The organism is Pseudoflavonifractor sp. MSJ-37 (genome assembly GCF_018917965.1).
Lineage (GTDB): Bacteria > Bacillota > Clostridia > Oscillospirales > Oscillospiraceae > Pseudoflavonifractor_A.
Map to the genome: position 1 here is coordinate 130,462 of NZ_JAHLPP010000004.1, position 16,756 is coordinate 147,217.

Sequence of the window (16,756 nt, forward strand, 5' to 3'; positions counted from 1 at the left end):
GGTCCGAATCTAAGGTCCGGCCTCTGCCGGACGAATCGAAAAGGAGAAAATGTACCATGAAAAAGTCTGTCTCTCTGCTCCTCACCGGCGCTCTGTCCCTCGGCCTGCTGGCCGGCTGCGGCTCCAGCGGCTCCGCCAGCCAGACCCCCGCTCCCGCCGGCTCTGACGCCCCCGCTCCCGCCGAGTCCTCCTCCCTGGAGGGCACCACCCTGAAGGTGGGCGCCACCCCCGCGCCTCACGCCGAGATCCTGGAGAACGTGGTGAAGGGTCTGCTGGCCGAGCAGGGCATCACTCTGGACGTGGTGACCTTCAACGACTACATCCAGCCCAACACCGCCGTGGAGAACGGCGAGCTGGACGCCAACTACTTCCAGCACATCACCTACATGGATCAGTTCAACGAGGACAACGGCACCCATCTGGTGTCCGCCGCCACCGTCCACTATGAGCCCTTCGGCCTGTATGCCGGCAAGACCGCCTCTCTGGACGAGCTGGCCGACGGCGCTCAGATCGCCGTGCCCAACGACACCACCAACGAGGCCCGTGCCCTGCTCCTGCTCCAGCAGGAGGGCCTGATCACCCTGGCCGATGGCGCCGGCCTCAGCGCCACCAAGGCTGACATCGCCGAGAACCCCAAGAACTTGGACATCGTGGAGCTGGAGGCCGCTCAGATCCCCTCCCGTCTGGGCGATGTGGATCTGGCCGTCATCAACGGCAACTATGCGCTGGACGCCGGCCTGAAGATCGCCGACGCTCTGGCCGTGGAGTCCGCTGAGGGCGAGGCCGCTCAGGCCTATGCCAACGTGCTGGCCGTCAAGGAGGGCCGCGAGGACGATCCCGCCATCCAGGCTCTGGTGAAGGCCCTCACCAGCCAGGAGGTCAAGGACTACATCGAGGAGACCTATCAGGGTGCCGTCGTCCCCCTGTTCTAAGCGGGACACCTTATATAAATAAGGGATGAAGCACTGCGGTGCCCACCCGGCGAGAGCCGGGTGGGCACCGTTTTTGCGCCCGGACAGGTCCGAACACTTGCGCCGAGCACGGGATGGAGCGTATAATGGAACCGATACAGGACCTGACCTGTCCTAAAGATCCTATGAAATGAGGCATGATCCATGGATTACGCGAAGGAATCTCTCAAGCTCCACTACCAGTGGCACGGCAAGCTGGAGGTCGTCCCCAAGATGAAGGTGGACTCTAAGGAGGCCCTCTCCCTGGCCTATACCCCCGGCGTGGCCCAGCCCTGTCTGGAGATCCAGAAGGACCCCTCTCTCAGCTATGAGCTGACCGGCCGGTGGAACACCGTGGCCGTGGTCACCGACGGCACTGCGGTGCTGGGCCTGGGCGACATCGGGCCCGAGGCCGGCATGCCCGTCATGGAGGGAAAGTGCGTGCTCTTCAAGGCCTTCGGCGGCGTGGACGCCATCCCCCTGTGTGTACGGAGCAAGGATGTGGACGAGATCGTCAACACCGTGGCCCTGCTGGCGGGCTCTTTCGGCGGCGTGAACCTGGAGGATATCTCCGCTCCCCGGTGCTTCGAGATCGAGCGGAAGCTGAAGGAGCGCTGTGACATCCCCATCTTCCACGACGATCAGCACGGCACCGCCGTGGTGGTGTTGGCGGCCCTGACCAACGCTCTGCGGGTGGTGGGCAAGAAGATCGAGGACGTGAGGATGGTGGCCTGCGGCGCCGGCGCGGCGGGCATCGCCATCATGAAGCTCCTGATGGCCTGCGGCCTGAAGCACGTGATCATGTGCGACAAGCAGGGCGCGATCTATGACGGCATGGAGGGCTTGACCGATGCGCAGGCCGAGATGGCCAAGGTCACCAATCTGGAGAAGCGGAAGGGCAGTCTGGCCGAGATGCTGGTGGGCGCCGATGTGTTCCTGGGCGTCAGCGCTCCCGGTCTGGTGACGCCGGAGATGGTCAAGACCATGGCGCCCGGCGCGGTGCTCTTCCCCATGGCCAACCCCACCCCCGAGATCATGCCCGACCTGGCCAAGGCCGCCGGTGCGGCGGTGGTGGGCACCGGCCGGAGCGACTACCCCAACCAGATCAACAATGTGATGGCCTTCCCCGGCATCTTCCGGGGCGCGCTGGATGTGCGGGCCAGCGACATCAATGTGGAGATGCAGCTGGCCGCCGCCCGGGCGATCGCCGGACTGGTCTCCGACGAGGAACTGGGTGCCGAGTACATCATGCCCGCCGCCTTCGATCCCCGGCTGAAGGACGCGGTGGCCCAGGCAGTGGCCCAGGCCGCCCGGGACTCCGGCGTGGCCCGTATCTGAGCCATAAGAGACCAGAACGCCCCCGGCCACAAGGCCGGGGGCGTTTTGGTGTGTGTGTCGTGTGTGTTTGAAAAGGGTTCGGAGAGGGATCGGTCAGCGTGTCTGATCGTTTTGGAAGCCGGGTCTGCTCTTCCCCTGCTTCCTGAGACAAGGATACCAGCCAAATGCGTCCGAACTGTGGCGGGATCGTGAATAGATCGTAAACATCTGGAGATCCCAGGGGAAAAAGAGACGGATGCTGTGTTATGATGGAGATACGAACGACGGACATACAGCAGGAAGGGGAAGGGACACGGATGACGGGAAGAGGGAAGCGCATCCTGGACCGGATGATACAGTTCATACTGTACGGCAGACTGGAACGGGGACGATACCGGTCCATCAAGTCTGATATCGACGAGGCCGACCGGCAAGCCTGGCTGTCAGCGAGGTCCGATGGGCGACCATGCTTTTTTTGGTGTTCTTGGTGGCGGGGCCCGGCCCATGCTGTTCGCTCTGAACGCGGTGGAGCGGATGCGTACCGCCCCGGCGGATCCGCCGGATGAAGGACCCGGAGAAGGCGCGGGTCCTGATCGTGGCCATGACCGCCAACGCCTTTGAGGAGGACCGACGCGCCGCCTTCGCCGCCGGCATGGACAGCCGCATCGTTAAGCCAGTGGACCGGACCAAACTGGTGGAGACCATGCGCAGACCCATCCGATGAACGACAGGAGGCCGCCGGGACGTCCGGCGGTCTCCCTGTTTTTGTGGAGATTTCGGTGGGGAAGGGAACTTTTTCGGCGGGGGGCACGTCAAAGAGGATGCTGTCTATGAGACGGCTGGAACAAAGTCCGACCTTGATGATAGATGATAAAGGAGCAATTGATGATGGATCGTCGTATTCCTGCTTTGGCCCTGACGGGCCTCCTCTCCCTGAGTCTGCTGGCCGGCTGTGGGGACAAAGCCCCCGCCGCCACCACCGCTCCCACAGAGAGCGCCGCACCCGTCCCCACGGAGACACTGGCTCCGCGGCCTACGGAGAGCGTCCTCCCCGCGGAGAGCGCCGCGCCGGAGGAGACTCCCTCCGCCGGACCGGAGGCCGCGCCCTCGGATATCCCGGCCTCCAAGCCCACGGAGCAGCCCGCCGCGAAGCCCTCCTCCAAGCCTGCCGCCACAGCCAAGCCCTCCGCCAAGCCAAGCGCCGCTCCCTCGGCCCAGCCCACGCCGAAGCCCAGTGCCGCTCCGGCAGCGGCCACCTCCGCAGACATCTGGAGCGCCATCGAGCAGAAGATCTCCCTCCCCGGCATGGAGGGGCTGGATGCCGCCGCCCTGAGCGCGGTGTATGGGATCGACGCCGGCGACCTGACCGACTATGTGTGCAGGATGCCGCAGGTCAATGTCAGCGCCGACGAGTACTTCATCGCCCGGGTGAAGCCCGGAAAGATGGACACGGTGAAGGCCGCACTGACTGCCCGTCAGGCGGATCTGGAGGAGCAGTGGAGCCAGTATCTGCCCGATCAGTACGAGTTGGTCAAGGACTACCGGCTGGTGAGCCATGGGGACTATGTGATCTTCGCGATCGGCGCGCAGGCGGGCGATGCGGTCCAGGTATTCGACTCCTATACAAAGTGACTGTTTTCGAGTATACTAAAGGGACCGTCCGGAGCTGTGCCGCTCCGGAGACTCTGTTTGCCGGAGGATGATGGACCTTGGTTTTTTCTAGCCTGTATTTTCTGTTTGCATATCTACCGATCGTATTGTTGATATACTACCTGACGCCTTTGAAATGGCGGAACCTGGTCCTGCTGGCGTTCAACCTGATCTTCTATGGCTGGGGCGAGCCTAAGTATATCCTGATCATGTTCGCCTCCATCGCCATCGACTACACCCACGGGATGCTGGTCGCCCGGTGTCAGGAGAAGGGAGACGACCGGGGGGCCCGGCGGGCCGTGGCCTCGTCGGTAATCTTCAACCTGGGGCTCCTCTTCTTCTTCAAGTACTGGGACTTCATCGCCAAGTCTCTGGCAGCGGTGGGACTTGGCTTCATGCCGGTGCTGGGGATCCGTCTGCCGATCGGCATCTCCTTTTATACCTTCCAGACTATGAGCTACACGATCGACGTGTACCGCCGGGACGCCCGGTGCCAGAGGAACATCGTCACCTTCGGCACCTTCGTGACCCTCTTCCCCCAGCTCATCGCCGGACCGATCATCAAGTACAAGGATCTGGACGATCAGCTGGAGCACCGGACCCACTCTCCGGAGCAGTTCGCCGCCGGCGTCCAGATCTTCGTGGTGGGCCTGGCCAAGAAGGTCCTGTTGGCCAATAATTTGGGGATGCTGTGGGACGCCTATAAGGCCATGCCGACAGAACAGCTCACCGTGGTGGGGGCCTGGCTGGGGGTGCTGGCCTTCTCCCTCCAACTCTATTTCGATTTCTCCGGCTATTCGGACATGGCGGTCGGCCTGGGTCGGATGCTGGGCTTCGAGTTCAGCCCCAACTTCAACTATCCCTATATCTCCAAGTCCGTCACCGAGTTCTGGCGGCGGTGGCACATCTCTCTGGGGAGCTGGTTCCGGGAGTACCTGTACATCCCGCTGGGGGGGAACCGGGTGAGCCGCCCACGGCTCCTGCTGAACCTGCTGATCGTGTGGGCCGCCACCGGCATCTGGCATGGGGCCAGCTGGAACTTCCTGCTCTGGGGCCTCTACTTCGGGGTCCTGCTGGTACTGGAGAAGTTCTTGCTGCTCCGGCGGCTGGAGAAGCTCCCGGCCGTGCTCCAGCATATCTATGCCCTCTTTTTGGTGCTGGTGAGCTGGGCCATCTTCGCTGTGGAGGACTTCGGCCATCTGGGCCAGTATCTGGCCGCCATGTTCGGCGGAGCGCAGGGCGGCCTGGCGGACGGGGCCTTCGGGTATTACTTCCGCTCCTATCTACCCACCCTGTTGGTGAGCTGTGCGGCGTCCCTCCCTCTGGGGGCCAGACTGTGGGGGAAACTGGCGGAGAAGCCGAAGCAGATCCTCCTGCCGGTCCTGCTCCTGGCGGGACTGGTGTTCTCCACCGCCTATCTGGTGGACGCCACCTACAATCCCTTCCTCTATTTCCGTTTCTAAAGAAGGAGGCTCCTCTCTATGGACAAACGATACGGCATTTTCCTCTCCGGCGCGTTCTGTGCCTTCCTGGGCGTGTTCCTGGTGGCCGGAGCGGTGACGCCGGACAAGACCTTCTCCCCGCTGGAGAACCGGAACCTCCAGCAGCTCCCCGCGCCCAGCGTCAAGACGGTGCTCAGCGGACAGTTCATGTCCGACTTCGAGACCTATGTGACCGACCAGTTCCCCGGCCGGGACAGCTGGATGGACCTGAAGGCCCGCACCGAGCGGGCGGTGGGCAAGGAGGAGAACGACGGGGTCTACTTCTGTACCAAGGACACGCTGATCAGCCGCTTCGACCCGCCGGATGCCGCCACGGTGTCCAAGAACCTGGGCTATGTGGACCAGTTCGCCGCCAAGGCGGGGGTGCCGGTGTACTTCTCCCTGATCCCCGGCGCGGCGGAGATCTGGTCCGACCGGCTCCCGGCGGGGGCCCCCAACGCCAGCCAGAAGGCCATCCTCGACCAGGCGGCGGCCTCCATCCAGAACGCCCGGATGTACAGCACCTATGACGCGCTGGAGGCCCATAAGGGGGAGGACATCTACTACCGCACCGACCACCACTGGACCAGCCTGGGAGCCTACTACGGCTACACCGCCCTCATGGATGCGCTGGACATGGAGCCGGTGCCCCTGACCGACTACCAAAAGACCACCCGCTCCACGGAGTTCTATGGGACCATCTACTCCTCCTCCGGCGTGCGCTGGGTGGCGCCGGACACGATCGACACCTATGTCCCCGACACGGGCATCACCGTGACCTCCTACACCTACGACAGCAAGGGCGTCCCCGTGGAGGAGGCCCGGAAGCTCTATGACACCTCCTTCCTGACGGTGAAGGACAAGTACTCCATGTTCCTGGGCGGCAACCAGCCGCTGGCGGTGGTGCGGACGTCCCATACAGACGCCCCCAAGCTGCTCATCGTCCGGGACTCCTATACGGACAGCCTGGTGCCCTTCCTGACCGCCCACTTCTCGGAGATCCATCTGGTGGACCCCCGGTACTACAAGCTCTCCGTGGCGGACTATATCCGGAAGAACGGCATCGACGAGGCGCTGGTCCTGTACAGCGTGCCCAACTTCACCTCGGACAAGAACCTGGTCTGGCTGACCAAGTGACTGGACGATCCCACAAAAAACGCCCCTGAGACGTTCCATCGAGCGTCTCAGGGGCGTTTCCGCTTCATACGGCGGGATCGGCCTCGTCCGGGGCCTGCTGGTCGTAGTCCCGCCGCAGATCGGCCAGGGCCAGCACCAGGAACAGGGTGGCCGCGATCACCGCACCGGTCAGCAGGAGGACGATCCATCCGGGCAGAGGGAGATAGCCGCAGAGGAACAGGGCCGTCATGCCGCAGGTGAGGCCGTCCCGCCAGCGGCGGAGCGCCTTCCCGTGGCCGCAGTCGGGGAAGGTCCGCTCCGCCAGCCGGGCCATATCGGTGAAGAACTGGAAGTTGAAATAGATCCCCGCCGCGGAGAAGAGGAGCGACACCGGCCACAGCAGGCCGCCGGTCCCCAGCAGGGGGGTCAGCAGGGTGGAGAGGAGCGGCAGGGCGGAGGCCCAGCGGACGGCGGCCTCCGCTCCCAGCAGGGCACAGAGCGGGGCGAGGAGCCCGATGTCCCGGAGATGGGGCGTCAGCAGACGGATGGCCTGATAGAGCAGGATCCAGCCGGCCCATTGGGGCAGAACATCCAGACTGCCGAGCTTGAAGTCGATATGGAGGAAGAGCTGGGCCCACATGATGGCCCGCAGGGCCTGAGAGATATCGTTCCGTTCGTCCATGGTCAGCCCTCCTGTTCGGCCAGCAGGATGCGGTGTTCCGTGCCGCCGTCCTGGAAGGAGACGGCGAAGGCGGCGGGGAAGGCCCAGTCCTCCAGCCCGTTGAGGTCGGTGGTGCCGCCGCTCCCGGTCTCACCGATGGTGGAGGGGTAGTCGGCGGAGGCCAGCCAGTCCTTGTCCAAGGCTTTGTCGAAGGCACGGGCGCTGGGGGCGGTCCGGTCCAGCACGGCATAGGTGAGGGTACCGCGTAGGGCCTGTCCATTGGATGTGACCTTGGCCGCGGAGCTGGTCCAGATGGTCTGGAAAGGGGCGTCAGGCTGGGGCAGGGTCAGGAACGTGCTGGTCTGGAAGAAGCCGGAGCCGCTGTCTGCGGTGTTGTCGATGCCAAGCACCTGCTGATAGGACAGCTCTACCCGATACGCTCCGTCCCCACCCACGAAGTGGACCGGCGGGAGGGCATCGTCCGGATAGGCGATGTTGAACAGCTCCGGCTCCGGTCTGAATGCCGAGCGGGGGGAGATATACCAGCCGTCCCGGTCCTGCGTCAGCGCGACGGACTGGACATAAGGCGTGACAGCGCCGTTCCCGGCGGCAGCCCAGGCGCTCCAGTCACCGGACTGGACGCAGAGGAGACCGGACCACACGCCGTCCGCTCCTTTCCGGAGATCCCAGATCCGCCAGTCCATCGTCCCGGAGGGGGCGCCGTCAGCCAGCGCGTCAGGCAGGTCCCAGCGGCCTTCCGGGAGCTGCTCCAGCAGGCCGGACAGATCTGCGGGGTCCGTGGCCATGGCCACCCAGATCCCGTTCCGGCTGGTGACGCCCTTGGCATAGGTGTCCAGTGCCCCGGCAGGAGTGGAGGGCCGGTGGGTGTGGACATAGGCCAGCCCCTCGGCCCGTCCGGCGTCCAGACCGGGCGGCACGGCGGAACGCTCCGCCGCCTGGGCCTGAGCGGGACTGCCCAGCAGACAGCCGGCCCCCAGCACCAGCGCCACACAGGACGCTCCCAGGGCCATGCCCTGGGGATAGCGGCGGAACCGAGCGATGCACTGGATGCGGCGCTTGATGTTCTGCCCCCCGTTGGCCATAGAGGAGGTGCCAGGGGCCCTGGGATAGCGCTCGTTCACCATGGACAGGAGGATCCGGCCATAGTCCCGGCGTTCCTCACCTTTGAGGCGCTCCAGGACCCGCTGGTCGCAGATGGCTTCACAGTCGTTCTGGATCTGGTCACAGCACCACCAGATCAGTGGGTCGCACCAGTGGAGACAGCGGAGGAGACAGAGCGCGGCTCCCACCGCAGGATCCCAGTGGCGGAGATGCAGGAGCTCGTGGAGGAGGACCTTGTCGTCCACCGGGACGCCCTCCGGCAGGACCAGCACCGGCCGGACCACGCCGCACAGGAAGGCGGAGGGGAGCCCGGGGACCTCTACGGCCTGGCAGGTGGACAGCCCATAGCGCTCTGCCGCCCGATGGAGCTGATCCAGCCGCTCCGGCCCGGCGGGCCTGCCCCGGCGGAGGGCCAGCCGGAGCCGGAGATAGGAGCCCAGGAACCAGATCAGCAGGCCCAGAGCACCCGCGCACCAGAGGACGAAGAGCCAGTCGGTGGCGCTCACCGGCTGTCCGGTCAGCCAGGGGAGGGGGGAGCGGACCCGGATCGGCGCATAAGGGGAACAGAAGGCGGAGGAGAGCCGGAGCTCGATGGGCAGCCGGAGCCGCTCCAGGGCCCAGCGCAGATGGACGGTCCGGTCCCAGCCGAAGGTCCCCACGGGGATCAGGGCCCGGAGGGCCAGGAGCCCCCAGATACCATACTGCCAGCGGGGGGACAGCTTGTCCCGGAAGAGGGCCTTGGCCCCCAGCAGGATCAGAGCGGTCAGACAGAGGCTCAGGGTCTGGAGCAGGAAGGACCAGAGATCGGTCATGGCTCACACCTCCATCTCGTCCAGCAGACGGCGGAGCTCGTCCCGCTCTTCGGCGGAGATGGGCTCTGTTTTCAAAAAGGCGGTCACCAGCTTCCCGGCGGAGCCCTCATAGGCCCGCTGGAGCAGGGAGCGCCGCTCCACAGCGGCCCATTCCTCCCGGGCCACCGCCGCCTGATAGCGGTGAGGGACGCTGTCCCCCAGGATGGCCACCAGCCCTTTCCCGGCCATGCGGGTCAGGTAGGTCTGTACGGTGTTCCGGCTCCAGCCGGTGGCGGGGCGGAGGGCTTCGGTCAGCTCTCCCAGCACCATGCCCTCCGGACGTTCCCAGAGCGCGGAGAGGACGGTCAGCTCCCGCTCCGAAAGATCCCATGTGGTCATATGGGCGCACCTCCTACGATCGTAGTATCTGCATTGATACTACAACTGTAGGATGAAAATGTCAAGGGCGAAATGCGGCGAAAATTTGTGCGGCGGCCTATGCAGGAGGGCGGCGATATGCTATAATCATTAGCTGATTTTGAATGATGGTATCAGAGAGGGGAAGACCATACTATGAACCAGATCGGTTTCGACAATGAACAGTATTTGGAGACCCAGTCGGCCCATATCAAGGAGCGCATCGCCAAGTTCGACAACAAGCTCTATCTGGAGTTCGGCGGAAAGCTCTTCGACGACTACCACGCCTCCCGTGTGCTGCCTGGCTTCGCGCCGGACAGCAAGATCCGGATGCTGACCCAGCTCCGGGACAGCGCGGAGATCGTGATCGCCATCTGTGCCGCGGATATCGAGAAGAACAAGGTCCGCGGCGATCTGGGCATCACCTATGACGTGGATGTGCTCCGGCTGATCGACGCCTTCCGGAGCCAGGGCCTCTTCGTGGGCAGCGTGGTGATCACCCAGTACGCCGGCCAGCCCGCCGCCGATGCCTTCAAGCGCCGCATGGAGCAGCTGGGTCTGCGGGTCTATCTGCACTATCCCATCCAGGGCTATCCCCACAACATCCCTCTCATCGTCAGCGATGAGGGCTATGGCCGGAACGAGTATGTGGAGACTGAGCGGCCTCTGGTGGTCGTCACTGCCCCCGGCCCCGGCTCCGGCAAGATGGCAGTGTGCCTCTCCCAGCTCTACCATGAGTACAAGCGGGGCGTCAAGGCGGGCTACGCCAAATTCGAGACCTTCCCCATCTGGAACCTGCCCCTCCAGCACCCGGTGAATCTGGCCTATGAGGCCGCCACCGCCGATCTGGGCGATGTGAACGTGATCGACCCCTTCCACCTCCAGGCCTACGGCGAGACCACGGTCAACTACAATCGGGACGTGGAGATCTTCCCGGTCCTCTCCGCCATGTTCGAGAAGATCATGGGCGAGTGCCCCTACAAGTCCCCCACCGATATGGGCGTGAACATGGCCGGGAACTGCATCTTCGACGACGAGGCCGTCCAGGCCGCCGCCCGGCAGGAGATCATCCGCCGGTACTACACCGGCCTCAGCGACCGCCGCCAGGGCAAGTGCGATGACGGCGTGGTGTACAAGCTGGAGCTGCTCATGCAGCAGGCCAAGGCCAGCGCCGACCAGCGCCCGGTGATCGCCGCCTCTCTGAAGGTGGCGGAGGAGACCGGGAACCCGGCCTTCGCCATCGAGCTCCCCGACGGCGAGGTGGTCACCGGCAAGACCACCGACCTTCTGGGCGCCTGCTCTGCCACCATGCTCAACGCACTCAAGCGTCTGGCGGGCATCGAGCACGAGTACCATCTGATCTCTCCGGAGGCGCTGGCCCCGATCCAGACCGTGAAGGTGAAGCATCTGGGCTCCACCAACCCCCGCCTCCACAGCGACGAGACTCTGATCGCCCTGGCGATCTCCGCCGCGAGCGACCCGGTGGCGGCCAAGGCGCTGGCCCAGCTCTCCAAGCTCCGGGGCTGTGAGGCCCACTCCACCGTGATCCTGGCCCAGGTGGACAGCGCCAACTGCTCCAAACTGGGGATGCACCTGACCACCGAGCCCCAGTACGAGACCAACAAGCTCTACCATCGCTGATAGGGACTGATAAAAAATATCCACCATCCGAAGCCGGATGGTGGATATTTTTTATCGGTCAGCGGCAGAGCTCCAAAATAGCGTGGGTGAAGATCTTGCAGGCGCTGAGGAGCATGGAGACATCGGCCTGCTCATCGGGGCAGTGCATCTTGGGGTCGAAGCCGGGGAAACAGCAGCCGAAGGCCACGCCGCCGGGGATATCGTGGACATAGGTGCCGCCGCCGATCGCCACCGGCTTGGACTTGGTGTCCCCGGAGAAGGTCTGATAGCTCTTCATGAGGGCGGTCACGAAGGGGGAGTCCGCGGGGACCCGGTGGATCGGGGTCATCTCCGGGTCGGCGGTGACGGAGATACCGTGCTGGGCCAGGATTATCTCGCACATCCGACGGCAGTTGTCCTCATTGGAGGACACGGGCCAGCGCACGTCGAACTTGGCGGAGAAGCCGGTGTCGTCCAGACGCATGAGGGCCAGGTTCAGCGTCAGGGGGCCGGACTCGTCGTCCTGCCGGGCGATGCCCAGACCCCGGCCCCGGGTGTCTCCGTAGGGGAAGAGGACCCGCATGGACTGGACCGCCTGTGTGCTCTCGCACTCGGCCAGCGGCAGACGGGCCAGGAGCTCCAGCAGGGCGGAGATCGCGTTGCGGCCGTCATCAGGAGAGGCGGCATGGGCGTTCTTGCCGGCGCAGTGGATGCAGACGCCCTCCTCGCGGTCGGTGCAGGTGAAGGGAGTGGCGGTCCTGGCGGCGATGTCCTTGGCGAGGGCTTCGACGTCCGCGGCGGTCAGGCCGGCCACCACACAGGAGGCCTCCGGGGGCACCACGTTGGTGCGGAAGCCGCCGTCCAGCCGGACCACCCGGGGGAGGGCGGTCTCCGGCTCCCAGCTCCGGCCAAAGCTGGGGTGATAGTGGCCCTTCTCGATGTGGATCACCGGGAAGTCGGCGTCGGGAGTGAAGGTATAGGGCGCGTAGGGGTGCTTAGAGTAGTAGTAGGCGATGTCGCTGGAGCCGCTCTCCTCGTCGGTGCCCATGATGAGCCGCACGTTGGCGGACACAGGCAGGCCCATGTCCTTGATGGCCTTCATGGCCATGAGGGCGCACGCCACAGGGCCCTTGTCATCAGAGACGCCCCGACCGTAGAGCATGCCGTCCTTCTCCGTGCAGACATAGGGATCGGTGGACCAGCCGGTGCCCTCGCCCACCACGTCCAGATGGCCCAGGATGTGGAGCCTGGTCTCCTGCTCGTTCAGGTCGGCGGAGCCCACATAGTTCTCGTGGTTTTCCGCGTGGAAGCCCCACTCAGAGGCCAGGGCGAGCCCTTCGGCCAGAGCGGCGGCAGGGCCTGGGCCGTAGGGCTTGCCGGGCTCAGCCTCCCCGCAGACGCTCTTCACCGCCACTAGGCGGGAGATAGCGCCGATCAGGGTCTCGCGGGCCTTGGGGTCGTCGAAATAGGCATTGATCTGTTCTTCGTACATGGATGATGTCCTCCTGATAGATGCAGTCATGTTCGGTCGGGAGCGGGCTCATCAGAGTCGGCGGCAGGGATGGTCCCGCCGTTCTCCGCCAGCTCCCCCAGATATTTGTAGATCGTATAGCGGGATACCTGGAGCCGTTTGGACACGAAGGGCACCGACTTGCGGAAGGAGAAGGCATTCTTCTGATCCAGCAGGGCGATGATCTTCAGCCGGTCCTTCTTGCTCAGTGCGTCCACCGGCTTTCCGACGGCCGAGAGACACTCGTCCAGCATATCGGACAGACGGCGGTCGCTGCCCTGCCACATGACGCTCTGGAGATCGGCCTCCGCGTTCATCAGGTCCACCAGGATCCGATTGGCATACACCAGAGAGGTGTAGTCGAAGTTGATGCCCAGAGCCAGATTGTAGCCGTCCTTCCCCTCCTGGATCATATGGAAGGTACTGCTCTTGATCTGCTGGCCAGAGGGCGTAGTGGCGTAGAGGTTTACGAAGTCAGTGGTCAGTCCCGTATTGTCCAGCTCCTTGGCGGTGCCCAGGATGTCCATGGTGGAGCCCACAGAGCGGCCGGAGACATGGCCGTTGTAGATGGATAGGATGGGGTGCTTGGGATCCCCCATGTCGTGGACCAGTGTCTCACAGGAGGAGCCGAACATCTCGGCGATGCCCCGGGCCGTCCGGTCCAAAAATTCGAATGCTTCTGCGCGGGTCACGGTCTGTTCACCTCGGTTCAACGATCGATGAAAAAACTGCCTATATTGTATCACCGGATCGGGCAGATCGGCAAGAGCGGGGATCGGACCATGCTCTGATCCAAAAAGTTTATGCGTTTTTCACGAAAAATCCTGTTGTCTGACATTTCCAACTGTGATATACTCAAGACATCGGAAGTCATGCGGGTATGGCTTCAAGCATTTTCGATGGCAAAGGAGCGGGTACAAATGCGTCTGACCAATATCAAGGATGTGAAGAAGTTCATCGATGTGGTGAACTCCTGCGAGCATGAGGTCTATCTGAAGTCTCTGGAGGGCGATGTTTTCAATCTGAAGTCCTCCATGTCCCAGTACATCGCCGTGGGCCGGCTGATCCAGGAGAGCGGTGACTCTCTGGAGCTGTTCGCCAATGACAAGAACGACCAGATCCGTCTGCTGAACTTCCTCCACGATCTGAACGAGGAAGAGGCTGAGGCTCAGAAGTAAGCAGGGACGAGCACGTCCATCCGCCGCACCGGCAGATCTGCCGGTGCGGCTTTCCTATCCCACCGATCTGGAGGTCCGCGATGAACTACAAACTCGTCCTGAGCTATGACGGGGGCCGGTATGACGGCTGGCAGAAGCAGGGCAACACCCCCAACACGATCCAGGGGCGGCTGGAGGGGATCCTCGCCCGGCTGGCCGGGACGCCAGTGGAGGTCCACGGGGCGGGCCGCACCGACGCGGGAGTCCATGCCCTGGGACAGACGGCCAGCTTCCGTCTGCCGGGGGAGCGTCCGCCGGAGGAGGTGGCGGCCTTCCTGTGCCGGGAGCTGCCCGACGATATGGCGGTGGTGTCCCTCCGGACCGCCGGGGACCGGTTCCATGCCCGGCTCAATGCCGTGGGCAAGACCTATCTCTACGCCATCCGGCTGGGGCCGGTCTCCGATCCCTTCCGCCGCCGGTATCAGCTCCGTGTCCCGGAGCCGCTGGATCTGGAGGCCATGGAGCGGGCCGCCGCCCTCCTGACCGGCCGGCACGACTACCGCTCCTTCTGCTCCAACAAGAAAATGAAAAAGTCCACCATCCGCACGGTGGACCGGATCGAGCTCTGTCGGGAGGGGGCGGATCTGACGATCGCCTACCACGGGGACGGCTTTCTCTACCACATGGTGCGGATCCTCACCGGCACGCTGATCGAGGTGGGCCGGGGAGCACGCCGGCCGGAGGAGATGCCCCGGATCTTGGCCGCCCGGGACCGGGCCGCCGCTGGATCCACCGCGCCGCCCCAGGGGCTGGCCCTGGCCGAAGTGGAATATTGACGGAACGAGACCGCCGCCTGGAACTGCAAGAAAGATGCAGTTCCAGGCGGCGGTTTGGTCTCATCAGGGCTCCCGGACGAAACGGGGCCCCTCTGTTCCGCTGGCCCCCGTGGGGCGGAAACCGCATTTGGCCAGGACCCGTTGAGAGGCGATGTTCTCCGGAGCCGTCTCAGCTTCCACGCGAAGGACACCGGGCTGGCAAAGGGCCCACTCAACGGCGGCGGTCACCGCCTCGGTGGCATAGCCCTGTCCCCAGTATCCCTCGGAGAGGCCATAGCCGATCTCCACAGAGCCGTCAGGGGACCGGCCCTTGAAGCACAGGTCGCCGAGAAAGAGGCCGTCCGACCGGCTGATCGTCCAGGCGGCGTACCACTGCCACTGATCTGGATGGGCCAGACAGCCCTCCAGCATCTCGGCATAGGCGGCCTTCAGCTCCGGATCGCGCTGGCCCTGGATCAGCTCCTCCATGACGGCGCGGGAGGCGACGGAGAGCCTCAGACGCCTCGCTCTCGATCATCCGTCCTCCTCCCGGTCCCTGCGGCCCCGGCGGCTGTCCTTGTCGTTGTCCTTCTCCTCATCCTTCGGGAGGACCACCACCCGGATCTCCAGCACCCGGCGGTGCTCCACCTTGGTGACCGTCACATCCAGGCCGTCGGCCTGGAAATGGTCGCCGGCCTCAGGGACCCGGCCCACCTGCTCCATGACCCATCCGGAGACCGTGTTGGCGTCGCAGTCGCCCTTGATGGAGAAGAGGTCGAACATATCGCTCAGATCGGCGGTACAGGAGATCAGATAGCTGCCGTCCTCCTGCTTCTTGAACTCCTCGATGACCTCGTCATGTTCGTCCCAGATCTCGCCTACCAGCTCCTCCACGATGTCCTCCAGAGTCACGAGGCCCTCGGTGCCGCCGTATTCGTCCACCACGATGACCATGTGGGCCTTCTCCTTCTGGAGGACCCGCAGGAGGTCGGAAATCTTGGTGTTCCCGGTGGTGTAGAGCACATTGCTGATCAGGGCGGAGATATCGTCCTGCCCGTGGTAGCGGGCGGCGTGGAAGTCCTTCTCATGGATCACGCCGATGATGTCGTCGATATCCTCGTGGTACACCGGGAGCCGGGAGAAGCCGCTCTCGGCGAAGGCCTTGGCCACGTCGGCCATGGTGTCGGTGTCCTCCACCGCCACGATGTCCACCCGGGGTGTGAGGATCTCCTCCACCTCCAGCTCATTGAACTCGATGGCGGCGCGGATCAGCTCGCTCTCGTGCTGGTCTAGCCCGCCCTCGGTCTCGGCCTGGTCCACCATCGTGACCAGCTCCTCCTCGGTGATGCCGCTGTCCTCCTGCTTATGGAACACTTTGGAGAGCAGACGCTTCCACTGGCCGAACAGGAAGTTCAGCGGGGTCAGCACCGTGATCAGGAAGCGCAGGAAGGGGGCGGCGAAGGAGGCGAAGGCCTCCGGGGACTCCTTGGCCAGGCTCTTGGGGGAGACCTCGCCGAAGATCAGCACCACCACGGTCAGTACGATAGTGGACACCGTAGGGCCGCGCAGAGCGCCGATCAGCTGGATGAAGAGCACGGCGGCCACGGTGGCGGCGGTGTTGTTCACGATGTTGTTGCCGATCAGGATCGTGGAGAGCAGCTTGTCATAATCCTCTGAGAGAGAAAGCGCCAGAGCGGCGCGGCGGTCTCCGTTGTCCGCCCGGTTCTTCATCCGGGCCCGGTTCAGAGAGGTATAGGCGGTCTCGGTGGCGGAAAAGAACGCCGACATGGCGACCAGGACCACCAAGGCTGCGATCATTCCGATACTGGCACTGTCCAACATAGGGACTCATCAACTCCGTTTGCTTGTTTTTTCGATGGGATTCGGTCGCGTCGTCAAAGCAGGAAAGGACAGCCCTAGCCTCCGATCGATGGAGGTAAGGCTGTCCTGTCATTCATCAAAAGAGGCGTCGGTACAGGGCGGTTCGTCCACCTGGGCTCACCTGCTCCTTCCTGAAAAAATGATACCTGCTTCCCGCATTGGTGAACAGTATACCATAGTGCCTCGGGAATTGCAAGAGCGTCAAAAAAGCTTTACAAAGGGCCGGAAAGGACCTGAGACCGTTCCGGCTGCGAGCACCGTCCCTATG

The 16,756-nt window shown here is 64.0% G+C and carries 16 protein-coding genes; 9 read left to right on the forward strand and 7 right to left on the reverse strand.

The window, feature by feature from the left end; translation table 11 throughout:
- Positions 1 to 56: 56 nt before the first annotated feature.
- The 6 genes from KQI12_RS09405 (at position 57) to KQI12_RS09430 (ending at position 6,535) form a co-directional block, all read left to right on the forward strand.
- Positions 57 to 932, forward strand: a complete 876-nt coding sequence (locus KQI12_RS09405) for a MetQ/NlpA family ABC transporter substrate-binding protein (RefSeq protein WP_216572800.1) — start codon at positions 57 to 59, stop codon at positions 930 to 932.
- Positions 933 to 1,115: 183 nt separating this feature from the next.
- Positions 1,116 to 2,288 carry an NADP-dependent malic enzyme gene (locus KQI12_RS09410; RefSeq protein WP_216572801.1) on the forward strand — a complete coding sequence of 391 codons (1,173 nt, stop codon included), beginning with the start codon at positions 1,116 to 1,118 and terminating at the stop codon, positions 2,286 to 2,288.
- 541 nt (positions 2,289 to 2,829) lie between these two features.
- Entirely contained in the window at positions 2,830 to 2,991 is a 162-nt protein-coding gene (locus tag KQI12_RS09415) for a hypothetical protein (RefSeq protein ID WP_216572803.1), read from the forward strand.
- Positions 2,992 to 3,155: 164 nt separating this feature from the next.
- Complete coding sequence (locus KQI12_RS09420) at positions 3,156 to 3,899, forward strand: DUF4358 domain-containing protein (RefSeq protein ID WP_216572805.1); 744 nt, start codon at positions 3,156 to 3,158, stop codon at positions 3,897 to 3,899.
- 77 nt (positions 3,900 to 3,976) lie between these two features.
- Complete coding sequence (locus KQI12_RS09425; RefSeq protein WP_216572807.1) at positions 3,977 to 5,380, forward strand: MBOAT family protein; 1,404 nt, start codon at positions 3,977 to 3,979, stop codon at positions 5,378 to 5,380.
- Between the two features lie 18 nt (positions 5,381 to 5,398).
- On the forward strand, positions 5,399 to 6,535 hold the full coding sequence (locus KQI12_RS09430; protein ID WP_216572813.1) for a DHHW family protein: 1,137 nt from the start codon (positions 5,399 to 5,401) through the stop codon (positions 6,533 to 6,535).
- A gap of 64 nt (positions 6,536 to 6,599) precedes the next feature.
- Here the strand turns inward: KQI12_RS09430 and KQI12_RS09435 are convergent, their stop codons facing one another.
- From KQI12_RS09435 to KQI12_RS09445, 3 genes are read right to left on the reverse strand one after another with little or no spacing between them, the layout of a single operon-like run.
- Positions 6,600 to 7,196, reverse strand: a complete 597-nt coding sequence (locus KQI12_RS09435; protein WP_216572814.1) for a hypothetical protein — start codon at positions 7,194 to 7,196, stop codon at positions 6,600 to 6,602.
- 2 nt (positions 7,197 to 7,198) lie between these two features.
- Complete coding sequence (locus KQI12_RS09440; RefSeq protein ID WP_216572815.1) at positions 7,199 to 9,109, reverse strand: M56 family metallopeptidase; 1,911 nt, start codon at positions 9,107 to 9,109, stop codon at positions 7,199 to 7,201.
- 3 nt (positions 9,110 to 9,112) lie between these two features.
- Positions 9,113 to 9,487 carry a BlaI/MecI/CopY family transcriptional regulator gene (locus KQI12_RS09445; protein WP_216572816.1) on the reverse strand — a complete coding sequence of 125 codons (375 nt, stop codon included), beginning with the start codon at positions 9,485 to 9,487 and terminating at the stop codon, positions 9,113 to 9,115.
- 174 nt (positions 9,488 to 9,661) lie between these two features.
- Here KQI12_RS09445 and KQI12_RS09450 point away from each other — a divergent pair, with 174 nt between their 5' ends.
- The gene (locus tag KQI12_RS09450; protein WP_216572817.1) at positions 9,662 to 11,146 is read left to right on the forward strand and encodes a DUF1846 domain-containing protein; all 1,485 of its coding nucleotides are present in this window, start codon (positions 9,662 to 9,664) and stop codon (positions 11,144 to 11,146) included.
- 58 nt (positions 11,147 to 11,204) lie between these two features.
- Here the strand turns inward: KQI12_RS09450 and KQI12_RS09455 are convergent, their stop codons facing one another.
- Together KQI12_RS09455 and KQI12_RS09460 are read right to left on the reverse strand one after the other, a co-directional pair.
- Entirely contained in the window at positions 11,205 to 12,617 is a 1,413-nt protein-coding gene (locus tag KQI12_RS09455; RefSeq protein ID WP_216572818.1) for a Sapep family Mn(2+)-dependent dipeptidase, read from the reverse strand.
- 26 nt (positions 12,618 to 12,643) lie between these two features.
- The gene (locus KQI12_RS09460) at positions 12,644 to 13,348 is read right to left on the reverse strand and encodes a transcriptional regulator (protein WP_253290952.1); all 705 of its coding nucleotides are present in this window, start codon (positions 13,346 to 13,348) and stop codon (positions 12,644 to 12,646) included.
- 207 nt (positions 13,349 to 13,555) lie between these two features.
- Between KQI12_RS09460 and KQI12_RS09465 the strand changes: the two genes are divergently transcribed.
- Together KQI12_RS09465 and truA are read left to right on the forward strand one after the other, a co-directional pair.
- Positions 13,556 to 13,813, forward strand: a complete 258-nt coding sequence (locus KQI12_RS09465; protein WP_216572819.1) for a polya polymerase — start codon at positions 13,556 to 13,558, stop codon at positions 13,811 to 13,813.
- A gap of 80 nt (positions 13,814 to 13,893) precedes the next feature.
- On the forward strand, positions 13,894 to 14,628 hold the full coding sequence (truA, locus tag KQI12_RS09470) for a tRNA pseudouridine(38-40) synthase TruA (RefSeq protein ID WP_216572820.1): 735 nt from the start codon (positions 13,894 to 13,896) through the stop codon (positions 14,626 to 14,628).
- 63 nt (positions 14,629 to 14,691) lie between these two features.
- Here truA and KQI12_RS09475 read toward each other — a convergent pair whose 3' ends face one another.
- Both KQI12_RS09475 and KQI12_RS09480 read right to left on the reverse strand, forming a co-directional pair.
- On the reverse strand, positions 14,692 to 15,096 hold the full coding sequence (locus tag KQI12_RS09475) for a GNAT family N-acetyltransferase (RefSeq protein WP_216572821.1): 405 nt from the start codon (positions 15,094 to 15,096) through the stop codon (positions 14,692 to 14,694).
- A gap of 45 nt (positions 15,097 to 15,141) precedes the next feature.
- Positions 15,142 to 16,449 (reverse strand): HlyC/CorC family transporter, encoded by a 1,308-nt coding sequence (locus tag KQI12_RS09480; protein WP_216572822.1) that lies wholly within the window; start codon positions 16,447 to 16,449, stop codon positions 15,142 to 15,144.
- Positions 16,450 to 16,756 lie beyond the last annotated feature (307 nt).